17 protein-coding genes and 1 pseudogene are annotated in these 18,726 nt (G+C 73.3%); 7 read left to right on the forward strand and 11 right to left on the reverse strand.

Annotated elements, in window-relative coordinates; all coding sequences use genetic code 11:
* Positions 1–363: 363 nt before the first annotated feature.
* From AB0E62_RS24755 to AB0E62_RS24770, 4 genes are all read left to right on the forward strand, one after another.
* Positions 364–1,107 carry an NUDIX domain-containing protein gene (locus AB0E62_RS24755; RefSeq protein WP_362197739.1) on the forward strand — a complete coding sequence of 248 codons (744 nt, stop codon included), beginning with the start codon at positions 364–366 and terminating at the stop codon, positions 1,105–1,107.
* Positions 1,108–2,268 carry a 5'-methylthioadenosine/S-adenosylhomocysteine nucleosidase gene (locus AB0E62_RS24760; RefSeq protein WP_362197742.1) on the forward strand — a complete coding sequence of 387 codons (1,161 nt, stop codon included), beginning with the start codon at positions 1,108–1,110 and terminating at the stop codon, positions 2,266–2,268.
* Positions 2,265–4,247, forward strand: coding sequence for a hypothetical protein (locus AB0E62_RS24765; protein ID WP_362197745.1), 1,983 nt, complete (start codon positions 2,265–2,267; stop codon positions 4,245–4,247). The genes AB0E62_RS24760 and AB0E62_RS24765 overlap by 4 nt, the downstream gene beginning before the upstream one ends.
* A gap of 85 nt (positions 4,248–4,332) precedes the next feature.
* The gene (locus tag AB0E62_RS24770) at positions 4,333–4,872 is read left to right on the forward strand and encodes a hypothetical protein (protein ID WP_362197748.1); all 540 of its coding nucleotides are present in this window, start codon (positions 4,333–4,335) and stop codon (positions 4,870–4,872) included.
* 30 nt (positions 4,873–4,902) lie between these two features.
* On the opposite strand, the gene AB0E62_RS24775 is transcribed toward AB0E62_RS24770, so the two are convergent.
* The 3 genes and pseudogenes from AB0E62_RS24775 to AB0E62_RS24785 form a co-directional block, all read right to left on the reverse strand.
* Entirely contained in the window at positions 4,903–5,505 is a 603-nt protein-coding gene (locus tag AB0E62_RS24775; RefSeq protein ID WP_362197751.1) for a sugar O-acetyltransferase, read from the reverse strand.
* 107 nt (positions 5,506–5,612) lie between these two features.
* Complete coding sequence (locus tag AB0E62_RS24780) at positions 5,613–6,263, reverse strand: NAD(P)H-binding protein (RefSeq protein ID WP_362197912.1); 651 nt, start codon at positions 6,261–6,263, stop codon at positions 5,613–5,615.
* Positions 6,264–6,287: 24 nt separating this feature from the next.
* Positions 6,288–7,142: pseudogene (locus tag AB0E62_RS24785) on the reverse strand (EamA family transporter); the annotation flags it as partial.
* A gap of 79 nt (positions 7,143–7,221) precedes the next feature.
* Between AB0E62_RS24785 and AB0E62_RS24790 the strand changes: the two are divergent.
* Entirely contained in the window at positions 7,222–8,112 is an 891-nt protein-coding gene (locus AB0E62_RS24790) for a LysR family transcriptional regulator (protein WP_362197915.1), read from the forward strand.
* 142 nt (positions 8,113–8,254) lie between these two features.
* Here the strand turns inward: AB0E62_RS24790 and AB0E62_RS24795 are convergent, their stop codons facing one another.
* On the reverse strand, positions 8,255–9,142 hold the full coding sequence (locus AB0E62_RS24795; RefSeq protein WP_362197754.1) for a helix-turn-helix transcriptional regulator: 888 nt from the start codon (positions 9,140–9,142) through the stop codon (positions 8,255–8,257).
* Between the two features lie 321 nt (positions 9,143–9,463).
* On the opposite strand from AB0E62_RS24795, the gene AB0E62_RS24800 reads away from it, so the two are divergent.
* Positions 9,464–10,882, forward strand: a complete 1,419-nt coding sequence (locus tag AB0E62_RS24800; RefSeq protein ID WP_362197757.1) for an MFS transporter — start codon at positions 9,464–9,466, stop codon at positions 10,880–10,882.
* A 194-nt stretch (positions 10,883–11,076) separates the two neighbouring features.
* Here AB0E62_RS24800 and AB0E62_RS24805 read toward each other — a convergent pair whose 3' ends face one another.
* Entirely contained in the window at positions 11,077–11,907 is an 831-nt protein-coding gene (locus AB0E62_RS24805) for a M55 family metallopeptidase (protein WP_362197760.1), read from the reverse strand.
* 89 nt (positions 11,908–11,996) lie between these two features.
* On the opposite strand from AB0E62_RS24805, the gene AB0E62_RS24810 reads away from it, so the two are divergent.
* Positions 11,997–12,284, forward strand: coding sequence for a hypothetical protein (locus tag AB0E62_RS24810; RefSeq protein ID WP_362197763.1), 288 nt, complete (start codon positions 11,997–11,999; stop codon positions 12,282–12,284).
* 3 nt (positions 12,285–12,287) lie between these two features.
* Here AB0E62_RS24810 and AB0E62_RS24815 read toward each other — a convergent pair whose 3' ends face one another.
* The 6 genes from AB0E62_RS24815 to AB0E62_RS24840 all read right to left on the reverse strand — a co-directional run bounded on the left by AB0E62_RS24815 (position 12,288) and on the right by AB0E62_RS24840 (position 18,702).
* Positions 12,288–13,025, reverse strand: coding sequence for a hypothetical protein (locus AB0E62_RS24815; protein WP_362197766.1), 738 nt, complete (start codon positions 13,023–13,025; stop codon positions 12,288–12,290).
* 111 nt (positions 13,026–13,136) lie between these two features.
* Positions 13,137–14,570 carry a HAMP domain-containing sensor histidine kinase gene (locus AB0E62_RS24820; protein ID WP_362197769.1) on the reverse strand — a complete coding sequence of 478 codons (1,434 nt, stop codon included), beginning with the start codon at positions 14,568–14,570 and terminating at the stop codon, positions 13,137–13,139.
* On the reverse strand, positions 14,571–15,296 hold the full coding sequence (locus AB0E62_RS24825; protein ID WP_362197918.1) for a response regulator transcription factor: 726 nt from the start codon (positions 15,294–15,296) through the stop codon (positions 14,571–14,573).
* 759 nt (positions 15,297–16,055) lie between these two features.
* Positions 16,056–16,631 (reverse strand): CE1759 family FMN reductase, encoded by a 576-nt coding sequence (locus AB0E62_RS24830; RefSeq protein ID WP_362197772.1) that lies wholly within the window; start codon positions 16,629–16,631, stop codon positions 16,056–16,058.
* Positions 16,628–17,716, reverse strand: a complete 1,089-nt coding sequence (locus AB0E62_RS24835) for an LLM class flavin-dependent oxidoreductase (protein WP_362197775.1) — start codon at positions 17,714–17,716, stop codon at positions 16,628–16,630. The genes AB0E62_RS24830 and AB0E62_RS24835 overlap by 4 nt, the downstream gene beginning before the upstream one ends.
* Positions 17,717–17,811: 95 nt before the next feature.
* On the reverse strand, positions 17,812–18,702 hold the full coding sequence (locus AB0E62_RS24840; protein WP_362197778.1) for an NADP-dependent oxidoreductase: 891 nt from the start codon (positions 18,700–18,702) through the stop codon (positions 17,812–17,814).
* Positions 18,703–18,726: the final 24 nt, after the last annotated feature.

An 18,726-nucleotide genomic window follows, 5' to 3' on the forward strand; every position in this document is an offset into this window, starting at 1 on the left:
TCGTGGAGCACTGGCGCAAGAGGCGCCCTCGTCTGCCGGCCCCAGGCACCGCGCACGCCGGTCCAGCACCACTGAACCAGGTGGGTCCGCCTCGCTTCGCCAGGGCGGCGCAGCAGTTCCGCGCGCTCCGGCCGGAGGTAAATGATCAGCGGGTGGTCGCCCGTCCGGCGGACGCCCTGACACTAGGCGTCAGGCTGCCGCCACGCCCCAGCCCACAGCCCACAGCCCATGGCGACGCCGCTACCCGCCCGGCTGCCGAGCGGACGGCAGCTCGACCTCTGCGAACGGCTTCGCCACAGAACGACAGCGGCCCCCTGCCCCGCTTCTTGTCAAAATGACAGAAAGCGAAGTACCGTGACGGCTATGCAAGATGACGCATGGTCACCTACACCCGTGCTGCTGACGGTTGATCTCGTGATCCTGACGCTGCGTGAGGGGCGCTTGTGCGTCCTGCTCGTGGAGCGAGGCGAAGCCCCCTTCCAGGGCATGCTCGCCCTGCCCGGCGGTTTCCTGAATCACGCCGGTGAGGAGATCCTCGACGCCGCCCACCGCGAGTTGCGCGAGGAAACCGATCTGACTGCCGGCTGGGTGCACCTTGAACAACTGGCCACTTACGGGGGCGCCGGACGTGATCCACGGGGGCGGGTCGTTTCCGTGGCGCACTTGGCGATCGCGCCGGGGCTACCCGAACCGGTCGCGGGGACGGATGCCGCGGATGCGGCGTGGGTTCCTGCGGAAGCCGTTCTGTCCGGCGAGGTGGAACTGGCTTTCGATCACCACAGGATCGTGGCGGACGGAATCGAGCGTGCGCGCACCAAGCTCGAATCCACCGCGCTGGCCACGGCTTTCTGCGCAGAACTCTTCACCATAGCCGAGTTGCAGCAGGTGTACGAGGCGGTTTGGGGCGCCGAACTCGACACCCGTAATTTCTACCGGAAAGTCCAGGCCGTTGAGGGATTCATCATCCCCGCCGGCTCGGGCCGCAGGAGCACGGGAGGACGGCCCGCTCGGCTCTACCGGGCCGGACCGAAGAAGGTGCTGATCCCGCCGCTGACCCGCCCTGTGCCGTCCACAACGGACGAAAGCACGGGAGAGGAAGGAGAATAGATGCCGAAAGACCTGGTGGTGATTCTCACCGCCCTCAATCTCGAATACCAGGCCGTGCGCCGGAAACTGTCTGGTGCACAAGTGCACCGGCACAAGCGTGGGACGCTGTTCGAGGTGGGGACCGTGCGGGACACTTCATGCCGCGTCGCGCTCGGTCTGACGAACAAAGGGAATCATTCCGCCGCGGTGATCGCCGAGCGCGCGGTCCAGGAGTTCTCGCCGGTGGCCGTGCTGTTCGTCGGAGTCGCCGGTGCGCTGTGGGACACCGCCCGGCTGGGCGATGTGGTGATGGCGACCCACGTGTACGCCTACCACGGCGGCACCAGCGAGGACGACGGGCTCAAGAGCCGCCCCCGGGTGTGGGAGACGGCGCACGGTATCAGCCAGCTTGGCTCGCATCTGGCCCGCGTGAACGACTGGGCCGATGACACGGCCGGACGCGCGCCGCAGGTGCGCTTCGGCGCGATCGCCGCCGGCGAGATCGTACAGAACTCGACGATCTCCGCCGAGGCACGGTGGATCCGGCAGCACTACAACGACGCGCTCGCCATCGAGATGGAGGCCGCCGGTGTGGCGCAGGCCGGCCATCTCAACGGGGCTCCCGTGGCCATCATCCGGGGCATCAGCGACCGAGCCGACGGCACGAAGACCAGCGCGAAGGACCGTAACTGGCAACCACGAGCCGCAGCGAACGCGGCGGCATTCGCCACACGGCTGGCCGTCGAGCTGATGAGGGAACAGGAGAGGACCGCGATGTCCGGGGAAGACAGGGCCCGTTCGGAAGACAGGCTCGAGGATCACGTCCGCAACACCGCCTACAACAGCACCGTCGGCATCATGGCCGGCTCGGTCAGGGGAAGCAGCGTCCACTTGGACGCGGCCCCGAAGGTGACCGATGCGACGACCGACCTGGCCACCGAACTCGACGCTTTCCAGGGAATGCTGAGCCGTCACCACACGGAGGGCGCCCTCGACGGCGACACCTACCGGGAGGCACTGGTCGAGCTGGGCCTCGCCCGCCACGCGGCCCGGGAGAACGCTCCCGAGTCGGCCAAGAGGGCGACCATCGCGCTCAAGAGGTTACGCGGTCTGATCGCGGACTCCCCCGAGCTGGTGGCCAGGCTGGCACCTCTGGTCGTCGCGGCGGGTGGCCTGTCATGAACGACGACAGCGGTGTCACGCACAACTCGGCATACGACTCCACCATCGGAATCCAAGCCGGGGTCGTGCACAACCCCCACATCTCCATCGGCCATCAGGACGCGACACCCGAGGAGAAGTACAAGCTCGGCGTGCGGTTCCTCGAGGACGGCATCCCCAGCCGTGCACGCGACCTGATCAGGCAGGCGATCGCCCAGAAGTACGACAACGCGGAGGTCCGTTTCCACTGGGTGCTGGCGATGCTCAGTACGCGCGCCTATCACGACCTCAGCACCGAAGAACGCCAGCAGGTGCAGCGCGCCTCCGAGGCCGTACGCGCCTGTGCCGAGGGTGAGTGGAAGAACGCTCTTCGTGTCGCTTTCGACGTGCTGGCGATGCGCGGCACCCCGGACGGCGAGACGGAACGCGTGCTGGAGCGGCTGCGAGCCTTGTCTCCCGGCCTGCGTGACAAGATCGTCCACCATTTCGACCTGGTGCTCACCGGGGGGCTGAAGGACGGCCTGTGGGCCGAGCGCCGCATGTGGGCCGAGACCGAGCGACTGGACCACCAACGGAAGCAACGGGTCTGGGCCTATTTCGAACCCGACCCCATCGGACCGCGGGCCCTGCCGCCCCGTCCGAGCACCGCTGCCGCCGCCCGGGCGGCTCTCCCCGTCCGAGCCGGCCTGTTCGCCGTCGTCACGGCGGGCCTCGCGGTGCTGGCCCTGGTCGCGGATCCGGCTTCGGCAGCCGTCGAGTTGCTGGTGGCGCTCGCCATGGGCCTGACCGCGGCTCACTTCGGTCGCCGGTGGTGGTACCAGGAACATCACCTGAAGATCAAGAGCCGTTGGCTCCAGATCCCGAACCTGCGCGATCCCGCCTCCAGCGGGGACGGGTTCACCAACCGCGTCCGCCAGTCGTTCGACCACTACTTCAGCGTCCGCGTGCCGTACGGACTCATCCCGCAGGAATGGCTGGGTCACACCACCCACATCCGCGACAGTCTCGCCGCCGAGGTCGCGGTCCTCTACCGCGAAAGCCGGATCAGCGTGGACCGCGTCGACTGGCTGATCCGCCATCTCGCCGAGGACGCCCGGGACCGGTACAGCAAAGGCACTCTGTTCGATCAGCGCCGCCTGAACCAGACGTCCGCGGGGGCCAAGGCGTTGTGCGTGGTCGCCCTCGTCGTCCTCGGTTTCATGTCGCTGGGCCTGCTCGGAACAGTGGCCTCGGGCGGCGGCGGATCGCAGCTGATGCTGGCCGTCCTGGCTCTGGCCGGCGCGGTCTGGTCCGGACGCGCGGCCGCGTCCTCGTGGCTGGAGGCCGGCGGCGAGGAGCGCCGTCTGGCCGAGGAGACCCGGGAATACCAGGAGCAGCTCGCCACGCGGCAGGCGGCGTACCAGAAATGGAAGTCGTACCTGGACGCGACGCGGCCCAGTGAGCTGGAAATGGAGACCTGGCTCGCCTGCGACAAGACTCTGTTCATCGACGAAGCGCTCCGCCACTACCAGCTCACCTGGCGCGATCTGATCACCCACACCATCCTGCTGACCCCGGCGCGCCCCTACAGGCGAGGACGCGTGAAGGGTGGCCCCTGGCGGTACTCGCGCTACACCTTCCGGCTGTTCCTGGTCACACAGGACGGCGTACGCGAAGTCGCCGCGGAATTCGATTTCACCAACGCGCGGCGCGGGAACCGGCAGCGGAGCAATTACCGGTTCGACGCGTTGTCCTCCGTGCAGGTCACGGAACGCACCGAGACCGGTTACGACCTGGAGCTCTATCTCACCAACGGGCCGGCCAGGAACATCCGCGTCAAGGACGCCGACGCCGATCAGCTCGTGCCGGGCGAGAATGCCCAGGAACTCACCGACATCCACCTCGATGCGGCTGGTTTCGTCCACACCTTCCGCCTCCTGGAAGGAATCGCGGCGGATGGAAAGGGGTGGATCGACCGGAACAACCCCAAGAACCTGCCCTTCTTCCACGCTGTCGGCTGACCTTCCCGGGCCTCCGGAGCGGGCGGGGTCCGGTGCGCCGGTTCTCCGCCCCGCTCCTCACTCCAGTCGGAATCCGAGATCAGGAATGGCCGTGACCGCCATGGAAGACGTCACCGAGGGCAGACTGCTGCTGGCCGAGTACGACCGCATCAAGGAAGAGCAGAAGACCCGGATAGGTTTCCGTGACAACCTGCTCTACTTCACGCTCGCCGCGGTCACTGCGGTGCTGACGATCACCGTCCAGAGCAGTCAGGCGCAACTGCTGCTCGCCGTCCCCGCGGTCTGCCTGGTCCTGGGCTGGACGTACCTGGTCAATGACGAGAAGATCTCGGCGGTCGGCTGCTACATCCGCGACCGGCTGGGACCACGGCTGGCCGAGCTCAGCGGCGCTCACGGCTCGGTGTTCGGCTGGGAGACCTACCACCGCGACGATGCGACCCGAACGACACGCAAGCGACTGCAGCTCGCCGTGGACCTCTTCACGTACGTGGCCGTGCCGGTGATCTGCGTGACGGCTTTCTGGTGCTCCTCCACCGTCCAGCCCTTCCTACTGGTCATCTCCCTCGCCCAGATACCCGCCCTGGCCGTTCTGGGCTGGCAGTTCCTGCGCTACGCGGAGCGGTAGAGCCGTCTCGCCTTCGTCCCTCGTCCCGGGCTACTCCCCGGCCGTACGCGTCCTGAGGTCCTCCTCCGTGATCGCGCGGAGCGGGCGGCACGGGGTGCCGACGGCCACCGTCATCGGGGGGATGTCGCGGCTGACGACGCTGCCGGCGCCGATGACCGAGCCGTAGCCGATGCGGACGCCGGGGAGGACGACCGCGTTGCTGCCGATCCAGACCTTGTCCTCGATGACGATCGGCTCGGAGAAGCGGCCGAAGTCGGCGCGGCGGTCGGGATGCACCGGGTGGCCCGTCGTCGTCAGCGTCACGCTGGGCGCGATCATCACGCCGTCGCCTATGCGGATGTCCACGTCGTCGACGAACGTGAGGTTCACGTTCCCGAAGAAGTCGTCGCCGATGTGCACGTTGCTGCCGAACCCGGCGTGGAACGGCGGCAGCAGCACCGTGCGTTCGCCGACCGACCCGAAGATCTCGACGAGGAGCGCGCGGCGCCGTTCCGTCTCGGCCGGCGGGGTGTGGTTGTACGCGAAGATCTGCTCGGTACGCCGCCGGGGGGCCTGGAAGGCGGCCTCCGACTCGGTGTAGACCAGCCCCTTGGCGATCCGGGCCAGGACTTCTTCCTCGTGCGCACGCGTCACGGCGGGACGCTCCCTTCGCCGACTCTCGGGCACCGGCCCGGCGCGCCCGCGGCCGGCCGCGCGCCCCCGAGCCTACGTCCCCCGCGCGGCCGGCGTGATCATTTCCGTCAGGCCTGTACGACCGTGAAGTGCCGTTCTCCGCCCGGCTGTTCCAGTTCGTCCACGGCCGCCGCAGCCAGGTCCTCCGCACTGATCCAGGAGCGGCCGTCGGGCGCGGTGAGCAGGGTGTCCGTGCCGCGGCGGTAGCGGCCGGTGCGGAGGCCGGGTTCGAGGAGGGCCGGGGGGCTGAGGTAGCTCCAGCCGGGGTGGGCGTGGGCGCGGCAGGCGCGCAGCTGGGCCACTCCGGCCGCGGCGACCGGGCGTAGCTCCTCGGGCACGTAGGCCGGGTTGTCGGCCAGCAGGAGGCCGGGGGTGCCGGGGGTGCGCAGGGCACCGGCGCCGCCGACGACCAGGACGCGGATGCCGAGGCCGGCGGTGGTGTCCAGGACCGTCCGGACCGTGCCGACCAGGAAGTCCTCGTCCGGCGGGTACGTCCGCAGGGTCAGTACCACCGCGTGCGCGCCGGAGTCGGTGAGCGTCCGGCGTACGGCGTCCGGGTCGGCCGCGTCCAGCGGGACCGGGGTCACGGACGGGTGCTCGCCCACCGGCTTGCGGGCGAGGGCCAGGACCCGGTGGCCGCGGGCGGCGGCCTCGGCGGTGATCCGGCTGCCGACCATTCCGGTGGCGCCGAGGACCGCGATCGTCATGACTGGGCTCATCGGGAGTGTGCTCCTTCTGCGGTGGGGCGGGTTCAGTTGGGCGGCGAGCAGTGCCGTCAGGGCCAGGGCGAAGCCGAACGCCTGGAGCGGGCTCAGGGACTCTCCCCGCGTCGTGCCGATGACCGTGGCGACCAGGGGGGACAGCAGGACCAGGGGCGCGGTGACGCCGACCGGGAGGGTGGCTATGCCGCGGAACCACAGCGTGTACGCGATCAGGCCGCCCATGCTGCCCAGCCACAGGTAGCCGCCGGCCGCGCCGGCGTCGATCCGCTGCGGCACGCCTTCGACGGCCAGGGTCAGCGGGAGCAGGAGCAGCCCGCCGACCGTGAGCTGCCAGCCGGCCAGGGTCAGCGGCCCGGCTCCCGCCGGACGGCCCCAGCGCTTGGTCAGGACGACCCCGCCCGCCATGGTCGCCGTGTGGCCGAGGCCGGCGAGCAGGCCCACGGCGTCCAGCCGGGCGGCGGGGCCGAGGACCACGAGTCCGACGCCGGCCACGCCGAGCACGCCCCAGGCCAGCCGCCAGGGCGTCGGCCGGTCGCGCAGGACGAGGGCGGCCAGCCCGGCGACCAGCAGCGGCTGGGCGGCGCCGAGGGTGGCGGCGACGCCGCCGGGGAGCCGTTCGGCCGCCACGAACAGCAGGGGCATGCCGCCGATGTTGAGGAGGCCGAGGACGGCGGCCTTCCACCACCAGTCGCCGCGCGGCAGCACCCGGGTGAGCGCCAGGCCGGCCAGCCCGGCGGGCAGGGCGCGCATGAGGCCGGCGGACAACGGGTGCCCGGGCGGCAGGAGTTCGGTGGTGACGATGTAGGTGGTGCCCCAGGAGGCGGGGGCGAGGGCGGTCAGCAGGACGGTGGCCGGCCGGTGGGCGGACGAGGACATGTGAGGAGTCTCGGCCGGTGGCCCGTCATGCGTCCAAGCCATGGTTGCCATCGCAGCCATGCACGGAAACCATGGTCGGGTGGACCTCCAGCAGATGCGGTACGCCGTCGCCGTCGCCGAGACCCGTAACTTCACCCGTGCCGCCGAGCGGTGTTTCGTGACGCAGTCCTCGCTCAGCCACCGGATCGCCGGCCTGGAGCGGGAGCTGGGGGTGCGGCTGTTCGCCCGCTCCAGTCGCCGGGTCGAACCCACGGGCGCGGGCGAGGCGTTCGTCGCCCGGGCGCGCGAGGCGCTGGCCGCCGCCGACCGCGCGGTGGCCGACGCCGCCGCCGCGACCGGCGTGGTGCGCGGCCGGCTCGCCGTCGGGGTGATCGTGACCACCGCCGCCGTGGACGTCCCGGAGGTCCTGCAGCGCTATCGCGCCCGGCACCCGGAGGTCCGGGTGCTGCTGCGCTCCGGGCGCAGCGACGAACTGGCGGCGGCGATCCGCCGCGGCGAGCTGGATATCGCCTTCCTCGGACTGCCGGAGGGCGAGCGGCCCACGGGGGTGGAGAGCCTGGTGCTGGACCAGGACGAGCATGTGCTGGTCGTGGCGGCCGGGCACCGGCTGGCCGGGGCGGAGCGGGTCACGCTGCGGGACATCGCCGGGGAGACGTTCGTGGACTTCGTCGCCGGGACGCCCGCCCGGGCCCAGTCGGACCAGGCGTTCGCCGCGGCGGGCCTGGCCCGCGAGGTCGCCTACGAGGCCGGGGTGGTGGAGCTGATCACCGGGCTGATCGCGCGCGGGCTCGGCGTCGCGCTGCTGCCCTCGGCGTTCGTCCGGCCGCTGGCCGCCGCCGATCCCTCGCTGGCGCTGGTCCCGGTGGCCGACGGGCCGCACCGCGTGGAGTACCTGGCCTGGAGCCGCTTCCCGCCGAGCCCGGCGACCCGCGCCATGCTCGACGTCCTCGGGGCGGGGCCCCGGCCCTGACGGTTCGGCCCGGGTCCGGCTCGGGGGCGGCCCGGATCCGGCTCGGGGGCGGCCCGGGCGGTTCCGCGCCCGGTTCACGGACCGGTCCCCCGCCGGTGCCCGACGGCTCCGCGCCCGCTACGCGGAACGGTCTCCCGCCGGGTCAGCGCGCGTCCAGCGCGGGCAGGTCCTCCCGCGCGGCCGGTGCCGCCGTGGCGGCCAGCAGGCGCAGGGCCGCGTCGGACGGGGAGCCGGGCTCGGCGGTGTAGGTGATCAGGCGCTGTCCCGCGGTGCCCGGCAGGCACAGGTTCTCGAAGCCCAGCTCCAGGGTGCCGACCGCCGGATGGCGCAGGGACTTGGTGCCGGAGACACAGGTGCGTACCGGATGCCGGGCCCACAGGGCGGTGAACTCCTCGCTCTGGATGGACAGCCGGCCGATCAGCTGGGCCAGCGCGCGGTCGTCGGGATGCCGGCCGGCGACCAGGCGCAGGGAGGCGACCGCGAGGTGGGCCTCCTCCTTCCCGTCGGCGTACCTCGCCCGGTACTCCTCGTCCAGGAACAGCATCCGGACCAGGTTGGGCCGGCCGCCGGGGGTCTCCGGGGCCTCCCACGGCAGGTGGGGGGCGAGCAGGGCGTGCCCGAGCCGGTTCCAGGCCAGGACATCGCCCCGCCGGTCCAGCAGGAGCGCGGGCACCTCCGTCATGGCGGCGAGCAGCCGGCGGGCCGAGGGGGACGCGTGCTCGGCGCGGGGCGCGGCCGGACGGCGCGGGGCTGCGGGGCGGGCCAGGTCCTTGAGGTGGGCGGTCTCGTCCTCGGTGAGCCGCAGGGTACGGGCGAGGGCGTCCAGCACGGAGTCGGAGACACCGGCCGCGCGGCCCTGTTCCAGGCGGGTGTAGTGGGTGATGCTGACGCCCGCGAGCAGGGCCAGTTCCTCGCGGCGCAGCCCGGCGACCCGGCGGCGGGCCGGCGCGGTCGCGATCCCGACGTCCTCCGGCCGCAGCGCGGCCCGGCGTGACTTCAGGAACTCTCCCAGCTCGGACGACGCGTCCATGGCTGCCTCCGGGGTGTGCGGCATGCGCCTGCTGCGGATACGGCGGTCGTCGCCCATCCTGCCCGCCCGGCGGCGCGAACGGGATGCCCGAGGGTGGTCACGCCATGACCACCCTCGCGGCGACCGGTCCCACGGCGGTGCTGGCTGGGCCGGCCGCGGCGGACGAGTCTTCTGCACGGCGACTCCGATGCGAGCCCGACGAGTTCGCCGTACGCCCTGCGACCCGTCTCCGCCGTACAGGCCGTACGCCTTGCGACCGTCTCCGCCGTACAGGCCGTACACCCTGCGACCCGTCTCCGCCGTACAGAAGGGACCCCCGTCATGTCCGTCACCGTGACACGGCCGGCCGATGCCGCGCCCGCCGTGCTGACCCCGCGGCTGCGCCTGGTGCTGGTGCTGCTGCTCGCGGCCCAGTTCATGCTGGCCGTGGACTTCTCCATCCTGAACGTGGCCCTGCCGGTGATCGGCGCGGGCCTCGGCTTCTCCCTCGACCGTCTCCAGTGGATCGGCACGGCGTTCGCCCTGTGCGCGGCCGGGTTCACCCTGCTGTTCGGGCGGGTCGCCGATCTCTTCGGCCGGCGCCGGCTGTTCCTCGGCGGACTCGTCGTCCTCGGCGCGGCCTCGCTGGCCGGCGGGCTCGCGCAGAGCCCGGAGGTGCTGCTCGCGGCCCGGGTGTTCCAGGGGCTGGCCACCGCGGCGGTCACCCCGGCCGGGCTGTCCCTGCTGACCACGTCCTTCCCGGAGGGCCCGCTGCGGGAGAAGGCGCTCGGGCTCAACGGGGCGCTGATGTCGGCCGGTTTCACCACGGGCGCGATCCTCGGCGGCCTGCTGACCGACCTGCTGTCCTGGCGCTGGGCCTTCTTCATCAACGTACCCGTGGCCCTCGCCGTGCTCCTCGTCGCGCCCGCCGTCATCGCCGAGTCCCGGCCCGCCGAGCGTCCGAAGCTGGACGTACCCGGTGCCGTCACGGTCACCCTCGGTCTGCTGGCGGTCATCCTCGGGCTGACCCAGGCCGGTGAGCACGGCTGGGGCGCGCCGGCCACGCTGCTGCCGCTCGCGGCCGGGGCGGTGCTGCTCGGGGCGTTCGCGGCCGTGGAACGCCGGATGTCCGCGCCGCTGGTGCCACCCCGGGTGCTGGGCCGGCGGTCGGTGGCGTGGGGCAACCTCGCCGGACTGGTCGCGTTCCTCACCGAGACGTCCCTGGTGTTCCTGCTGACCCTCTACCTCCAGGAGGTGCTGGGCTTCTCCCCGCTGGCGGCCGGGCTGTCGTTCGGCGTGCTGGGCGCGGGGACCGTCGTGGGCGGCACGCTCGCCCCGCGGCTGATCGGCCGGTCCGGCGCGACCCGGACGCTGCTGGTCGGCGGCCTGGTTCAGGCGGTGTTCACGGCGGCCCTGCTCGGGCTCGGCACCGGACCGTCCTCGCTGTGGCTGCTGCTGGGCGCGACCTTCGCGGGCGGGGTGGGCAACATGCTGGTGATCGTCGGGTTCATGGTGACCGCCACGTCCGGTCTCGCCGACGACGAACAGGGGCTGGCCACGGGGCTCGCGACGATGACCCAGCAGATCGGCATCACCATGGGCACGCCGGTGATGAGCGCCGTCGCCACCGCCGCCATGACCGGTACGGGGACCCTGGCAGTCCTGGGCGGGCTGAAGACCGCGATCGCGCTGAACGCGGCCCTCGCCCTCGCCGGCACCCTCGGCAGCGTCCTCTTCCTGCGCAAGGCCCGCGGCCGGTGACGGGCGGCCCTGCCCCTTCGGCGGGCCTACCCCTTCGGCGGGCCTGCCCCTTCGGCGGCCCTGCCCCTTCGGCGGGCCTGCCCCTTCGGCGGACCCGCCGAGGCCCGCCACCCGCGCCGCCCGTGCCACGCCCGGCCCCCCGGCCGCGTGCGGCAGGGCGGCGTCGTTCCCCGGCACGCCGGCCGGATGCGCCCTCAGCAGTACGGCGGCTGGTTGGTGAGCGAGGACGCGACCCGCATCCACACCCCGAACTGCCGGTACAGCGCGGGCAGCGGGCCGGTCGCCCGTACCGTCCGGGAGTCCTCGGCCGTCACTCCGGGGATGCCGAGCAGGGTCGCGGCGACCGAGGCGGACTGCCAGCGGACGGCGAGGGTGGCCTCGGCCGCGCCCGGGACGGGGCGGCGCGGGGCCTGGGTCAGCGCGGCGGCCACCGTCGTCTCGATCGCCGCGCGCGCCTGCGCCTGCGGACGCAGCTCGGCCGCGAACCGGTCGCGGGCGTACTTCACCGGGACGGTGACGACCGAGGCGTCCCACTCCGTCATCTCCGCGCACGCCGCGTCGTCCCCCGTGAGGGCCACGACGGGCACCCCGAGGGCCGCCGCCGTGGCGTGGGCGAGGCCGATCTCGCCGACCGGGCGGCCGTCCAGCCACATGTCCTCGATCTCGTGCCCCATGAAGCTGTGGCTGAGCACGCCCGGCACACCGGCCCGGGAGTGGTAGCCGACGCACAGCACGGCGTCGTGGTCCCCGGTCAGCCCCTCCAGCATGCCGAGCTGCTTGGGTCTGCCGCGCACCAGGCGGGCCGCCGGGTGCAGGGCCTCGGGGAGGAGGTTGCGCATCGGGCCGTGGGCGTCGTTGACCAGGATGTCGGTGGCCCCGGCGGACAGCGCGCCCCGTACGGCGGCGTTCACGTCCTCGGCCATCTCGGCCCGGCCCCGCTCGTAGTCCCGCCCGCCCGGCTGGACGTCGTCCGCGTCGACGAGCCCGGTGACGCCTTCCATGTCCACGCTCACGTAGATCCGCACGGCGCCGACCCTACCGGCCCTCCGTATTGTAGGTTCCCAACCGCCTACGACTACCGGGCCGTTCACACGGCCGTCCGACCGGGGGACGCATGCAGGACACGACCGATACGGAGCCCGGCACGGAGGTCTGCGCGCACAGTCTCGCGCCGACGGTGGCCGTGCTGGTCGTGAGCCTGGTCATCGCCGCCGTCGGCGTGTACGAGCTGTGCGGCTTCGGGCTGCACAGCCTGGACCGGCGCCCGCACCTGTTCAGCGACGGCCTGGCGACCGGCGGGGTGATCGCCGCCGCGGTGGCCGCCGGGGCCGCGGTGGGCAATCTGGCCTGGCTGCTGACGGCGGCCCGGCGGCGCGACGCGGAGGCGGCCGACGGCGCCTGACGCTCACCGGCCCCCCGGCCCGAGCACGGGCGGTGTCACGGCCTGGGCGGCGGTGTCCGGGTCGTACGTGCCGCTGTCGTACGTGCCGCTGTCGTACGTGCCGCTGTCGCTGTGCGTCCAGGCGGGGTCGTAGGCGCAGGGCACGCCCGCGCCGCCCGTGAAGTACCCCCGCTCCGGATCCCAGGTGAAGGTCATCCACTCGGCCCGGTGGTCCCGCTGGACGTACAGCGTCCAGTCCTTGCCCCTGCCGCCCTCGGTGTACGACGTGACCTTCCAGCCCTCGTCCGCCAGCCGCCGGTGCAGCCGGCGCAGGCCGGGGACGGCCGTGCCCGCGGAGACGTGGTCCAGCGCCCACTCGTGGTACAGCCGGTAGGCGCCGTCGACCGTCCTGTCCTCCATGCCGAGCAGTCCGCCGTCGCGGCAGTACTCCGCGCCGAACACGTTCCGCGCGCCGGTGCCGGTCCCGTCGGTGCCCGGCGGCAGGACGCGGGTGAAGCGCATGACGTCGTAGGCCTCCTGGGAGTACCCGAATGCGCGGTCCGCCCGGTCCCCGGGCGCGACCCGGGGCAGGTCCGTCCCGCCCCCGGCGTTCCGGGCGAGCACGACGACCAGGGCGAGGACGAGGACGAGGACCAGCCCGCCACAGCCCAGGCAGCCGACGACCGGCCCCCGCGCGGTGCCGGTGCCGGTATCGCCGCTGGTCAGGTCGCCGGTTCCGGCCGGTGTGATCATGTCGGGCATACGGCGACGCTACGACGGCCCGGCCGGCCGGGGATGGGTACGGCTACCCGGTCGGGGCAGGTACCCGTACTCAGCCACCGCGCCCGGCCGACGCCCTCGCGGGCACCCCCCTCAGCCGCCGTCCCTGCCGTCCCCCACCGGGCCGCCGCCCACCGTGAAGCCGATGACCGAGCCGCCGCCCTCGCGCCGGTAGGCGAACGGCGCCCCGCCGTGGGCCAGGGCGACCTCGCGCACGATGGACAGGCCGAGGCCCGATCCGGGCAGGGAGCGGGCGTCGGCGGCACGGTAGAAGCGGTCGAAGATGCGCACCAGGTCGCCGTCGGCGATCCCGGGCCCCCGGTCCAGCACCTCCACCCGGACCGTGCCCGGCCGGGCCGGGCCGGTGACGCTCACCTCGATCGGCGCGGTGCCGCCCCGGTCGAACTTGGCCGCGTTCTCGACCAGGTTGGAGACGGCCCGCTGGAGCATCCCGGGCCGCCCGTGCGCCGTAGTCTCACCGCTCGCCCGCAGCACGACGTCCCGCCCGGTACGGCGCCGGGCCAGCCCGACGACGTCCTCGGCGAGGTCGGCGACGTCCACCCGCTGGGGCGGCTCGGCGTCGGACTGCCCGGCGGCGAGGTCGACCAGCTCATTGACCAGGTCTGTCAGCTCCCGGGCCTCCTGGGAGAGGTCGGCGACCAGTTCCTCCCGGCTGTCCGGAGGCAGCTCGTCGATGCGCCGCAGCAGCGAGATGTTGGTGCGCAGGGAGGTGAGCGGGGTACGCAGCTCGTGCCCGGCGTCCTGGACCAGCCGGCGCTGGTCCTCCTCCGACTGCGCGAGCCGTCCCAGCATCCGGTCGAAGGCGCGGCCCAGCCGGCCGACCTCGTCCAGCCCGGTCACCGGCACCTGGATGCCCAGCCGCCGGGTGCGGGCCACGTCCTCGGCGGCGGAGGTCAGCACCACCAGGCGGCGGGTGATGCGCCGGGCCAGCCACCAGCCGAACAGCCCGGCCGCCACCACGACCGCCGCCATCAGGATCAGCGTCCGCTGCTGCAGGGCCCGCAGCAGGTCCTCGGTGTCGCTGAACTCCTGCGCGACCTGCACCGCGCCCCGCCCGTCGCCGAGCGAGACCGTGGCGATGCGGAACAGGTCCTCGTCGACCCGTACGTCCCTGTGCTCGACGACCTCCCCGGCCGGCCGGGCCACGGCCACCGCACGGTCCCGGGGGGTGACCGGCAGCACCGGACTGCCGTCGTCCACGATCTGCCCCCACGCGCCGAGCACCTGGACGTCGGTGCGGGCGGGGCGGACCAGATCGTGCCCGGGGCGGGAGGAGGAGAAGTCCTCGGGGCCCATCGACTGCTGCCGGACCTCGTCCCGGACGTCCTGCACGACCTGCGTGAACACCGACTGCTGGTCCACGCGGACGAGCCGGGCGGCGGAGTTGTACGACAGGATGCCGACGAGGACCGTGACGGCGGCGGTGACGGCGGCGAACGAGACCGCGAAGGTGGTGCGCAGGGAGACCAGCCGGGGCCGGGGCCGCTCCGGCAGCCGCCGGCCCATCTAGTCCTCCCGCAGCACGTAGCCCACGCCCCGCACGGTGTGGATCAGCTGCGGGGCGCCGGGCTCGTCCAGCTTGCGGCGCAGATAGCCGACGTAGACGGCGAGGTTCTTGGAGCCGGGGCCGAAGTCGTAACCCCAGATCCGGTCGTAGATCGTGGAGTGGTCGAGGACGATGCCCGCGTTGCGGACCAGCAGCTCCAGCAGCTCGAACTCGGTGCGGGTCAGCTCCAGCTCGCGCCGGCCCCGCCAGGCCCGGCGGGCCTGGAGGTCCATGCGCAGGCCGGCGGCCTCCAGTTGCCGGCCGGAGACCTGCGGCGCCTCCCGCACCGGGGTCTCCGGGGGGCCGGCGGCGACCGGGGCGGCCGGTGCGGGGCTGGTGCGGCGCAGCAGGGCGCGCAGCCGCGCGAAGACCTCCTCGACGTCGAACGGCTTGACCACGTAGTCGTCGGCGCCGGCGTCCAGGCCCGCGATGCGGTCGGCGGTCTCCACGAGGGCGGTGAGCATCAGGATCGGGGTGCGGTCGCCCTCGGCGCGCAGTACGCGGCACACCTGGAGGCCGTCGATGCCGGGCATCATCACGTCGAGCACGAGCACGTCCGGCGGGTTCGTGTGGGCCTGCGCCAGCGCCTCCACACCGTCGGCGACCGCCCTGACCTCGTATCCCTCCAGCGTGAGGGCACGTTCCAGGGCATGGCGGATGGCACGGTCGTCTTCGGCGAGCAGCACAGTCTGGGGCACGCCCCCAGTCTGCCAAGGCCTCCGGCGGCGGGGCCGGGCACGATGCCCCCCGACCACCCTTTTTACCGCCCTCTCACCGAGCCCACGGCCCGCACGCCGACACCGAGCCCACGGCCCGCACACCGGGGCCGCCGCCCGCACGCCGAGGCCGCCCGCACACGGAAGCCACCGGCCACACACCGAGGCCGACACCCGCACACCGAGCCCACGGCCCGCACACCGAGGCCGCCGCCCGCACGCCGAGGCCGCCGCCCGCACACGGAAGCCACCGGCCACACACCGAGGCCGGCGGCTGCACACCGATCCACCGGGCCCTCGCCGAGGCCCACGGCCCTTCCCGGAGGCCGGGCGGCGCCCCTCCCCGGGTCCGGGCGGGCCTGACCGTGACCGGGATGCTCGTGCGGCCCTCACCGTGAACCGTGACCGGGATGCTCGTGCGGCCCTCATCGTGAACCGTGCCCGGGGAGCCCGGGCGGCCCTCCCGGCCGACCGCCGCCCCCGGCGCCCACCTCGACCGGCCGCCACCCAGGCCGCTCGCCACCCGCCGGAACCATCAGTCACCGGGCCCGGCCGGCACCACCCGGCCCCGGCCACCAGTCACCCGACCCAACCAGCACCACCCAACCCCCGCCACCAATCACCCGACCCCGGCCACCGACCCCGGTAGGCCGTCTCCCAGCCGGCCGTCTCCCAGCCGGCCGGTGTCCCGCCTCCCGCCGGTCCCCCTCACCCCCCTCCCCCCTCACTTCACTGCCCCAGCGCCGCCAGCCGGTCGGCGAACGGCACCATGTCGGGCTCCTCCGGCCGGGCCGCCGTCACCGGCATCAGCGCGGCCAGTTCCCCCGCCGCCCGCTCGATCCGCTCGGCCAGCCCCTGCGCGCCCCAGTCCTCCGAGGCGGCGTACACCCCGGTGGGGACGACGACGGCCCGCAGGTGGGCGAACAGCGGCCGCAGGGCGTGCTCCAGCACCAGCGAGTGCCGGGCCGAGCCACCGGTCGCCGCGATCAGCACCGGCTTGCCCGCCAGCGCGTCCCGGTCCAGCGTGTCGAAGAACGACTTGAACAGCCCGCTGTACGACGCGCTGAACACCGGCGTGACCACGATCAGCCCGTCGGCCCCCGCCACCGCGTCCTGCGCGGCGGCGAGGTCCTTGCCCGGGAACCCGTTGGTGGAGGCGTGCGCGATCTCGACGGCGAGGTCGCGCACCTCGACCACCCGGACGTCCACCGGTGCCTGCCGGCGGACGGCGGCGGCCAGCCGGTCGGCCAGCAGCCGGGTGGAGGACGGGACGCTCAGTCCCGCCGACACGACGACGAGCTTCATACGAGGGCCTCCTTCCGCGCGGCGGCGGTCAGCGACTGGTGGGTGGGCGCGTCCGGCACGTCCGCCGGGCGCCCCTTGGCGAACTCCTCGCGCAGCACGGGCACGACCTCCTCGCCGAGCAGGTCGAGCTGCTCGAGCACGGTCTTCAGCGGCAGCCCCGCGTGGTCCATCAGGAACAGCTGGCGCTGGTAGTCGCCGGCGTACTCGCGGAAGGCGAGCGTCTTCTCGATGACCTGCTGCGGGGAGCCCACGGTCAGCGGGGTCTGCTCGGTGAAGTCCTCCAGCGAGGGCCCGTGGCCGTAGACCGGGGCGTTGTCGAAGTACGGGCGGAACTCCCGTACCGCGTCCTGCGAGTTCTTCCGCATGAACACCTGGCCGCCCAGGCCGACGATCGCCTGTTCCGGGGTGCCGTGGCCGTAGTGGGCGTACCGCTTCCGGTACAGCTCGACCATCCGCTTGGTGTGGTCGGCGGGCCAGAAGATGTTGTTGTGGAAGAAGCCGTCGCCGTAGTACGCGGCCTGCTCGGCGATCTCCGGGGAGCGGATGGAGCCGTGCCAGACGAACGGCGGGACCCCGTCCAGCGGGCGCGGCGTGGACGTGAAGCCCTGCAGCGCGGTGCGGAACTTGCCCTCCCAGTCGACGACGTCCTCCCGCCACAGCCGGCGCAGCAGGGCGTAGTTCTCGATGGCGAGGTTGATGCCCTCGCGGATGTCCTGGCCGAACCAGGGGTAGACCGGCCCGGTGTTGCCCCGGCCCATCATCAGGTCCACCCGGCCGTCGGCCAGGTGCTGGAGCATCGCGTAGTCCTCCGCGATCTTCACCGGGTCGTTGGTGGTGATCAGGGTGGTGGAGGTGGACAGGATCAGCTTCTCGGTCCGGGCGGCTATGTAGCCGAGCAGCGTGGTCGGGGACGACGGCACGAACGGCGGGTTGTGGTGCTCACCGGTGGCGAAGACGTCCAGCCCGACCTCCTCCGCCTTCCGCGCGATGGCGACCATCGCCTTGATCCGCTCGCCCTCGGTCGGGGTGCGTCCGGTGGTCGGGTCGGTGGTCACGTCCCCGACGCTGAAGATCCCGAACTGCATGACCGCCTCCATTTGGTTGACCGTTCAACTATACCCCCGCAACGGTACCCCGGGCCCGGGTATTCCTCCCGCCGGCGAGCGGATGCCCCGCCCCCCTACGGCACCAGCACCAACCGCCCCCGCAGCCCGCCCCCGGCCAGCCGCGCGTGCGCCTTCGCCGCGTCCTCCAGGGCGAAGGACTCCGCCACCCGCAGGGTCAGCACCCCCTCGTCCACCAGCCGGACCAGCTCCGCCAGCCGCGCCCCGTCGGCCCGCACCCACACGTTCTCCGTCCGCACGCCGCGCTCCGCCCGGGGCAGCACCCCGTCCCGGACCGCGACGAACGCGCCCCCGTCCCGCACCGACTCCAGCGCCGGCGCCCCGAGCACGGCCGCGTCCAGCACCGCGTCGACGCTCCGCGGCTCCACCGCGCCGGCCGTGAAGCGTGCCGCGCCCAGCGCGCGCACCGCCTCCTCGTCGCCCTCGCGGGCGTGCCCGACGACCTCGATCCCGCGGTGCGCCGCCAGCTGCACCGCGAACCCGCCGACCGCCCCCGCCGCACCGGTCACCAGCAGCGAGGCCCCCGGCGCCAGGTCCAGCAGGTCCAGGGCCTGCACCGCGGTCAGCCCGTTCAGCGGCAGGGTCGCGGCATGCACCGCGTCCACCGAGGCGGGCGCCGCGGCCACCGCGTCCGCGGCCACCACGACGTACTCGGCGTGCGCGCCCAGCGGCTCGGCCAGCCCGGGCACCAGCGCCACCACCGGATCACCGGCCCGCCAGGCGGTGGGCTCGCCCACCGCGTCCACCGTGCCGGCCACGTCCCAGCCCAGGCCGAGCGTCTTGCCGGCCCCGCCGAACACCCCGGCGCGCACCCCCGCGTCCACCGGGTTCACCGCCGCCGCGGCCACCTTGATCCGTACCTGCCGCGTCCCCGGCTCCGGCACCGCGACCTCCGCGATCCGTACGGCCTCGGGCCCGCCGAACTCCCTCACCACCGCAGCACGCATGACAACTCTCCTCGAACGTAGGGC

The sequence above is a fragment of the Streptomyces sp. NPDC038707 genome (assembly GCF_040636485.1).
Lineage (GTDB): Bacteria > Actinomycetota > Actinomycetes > Streptomycetales > Streptomycetaceae > Streptomyces.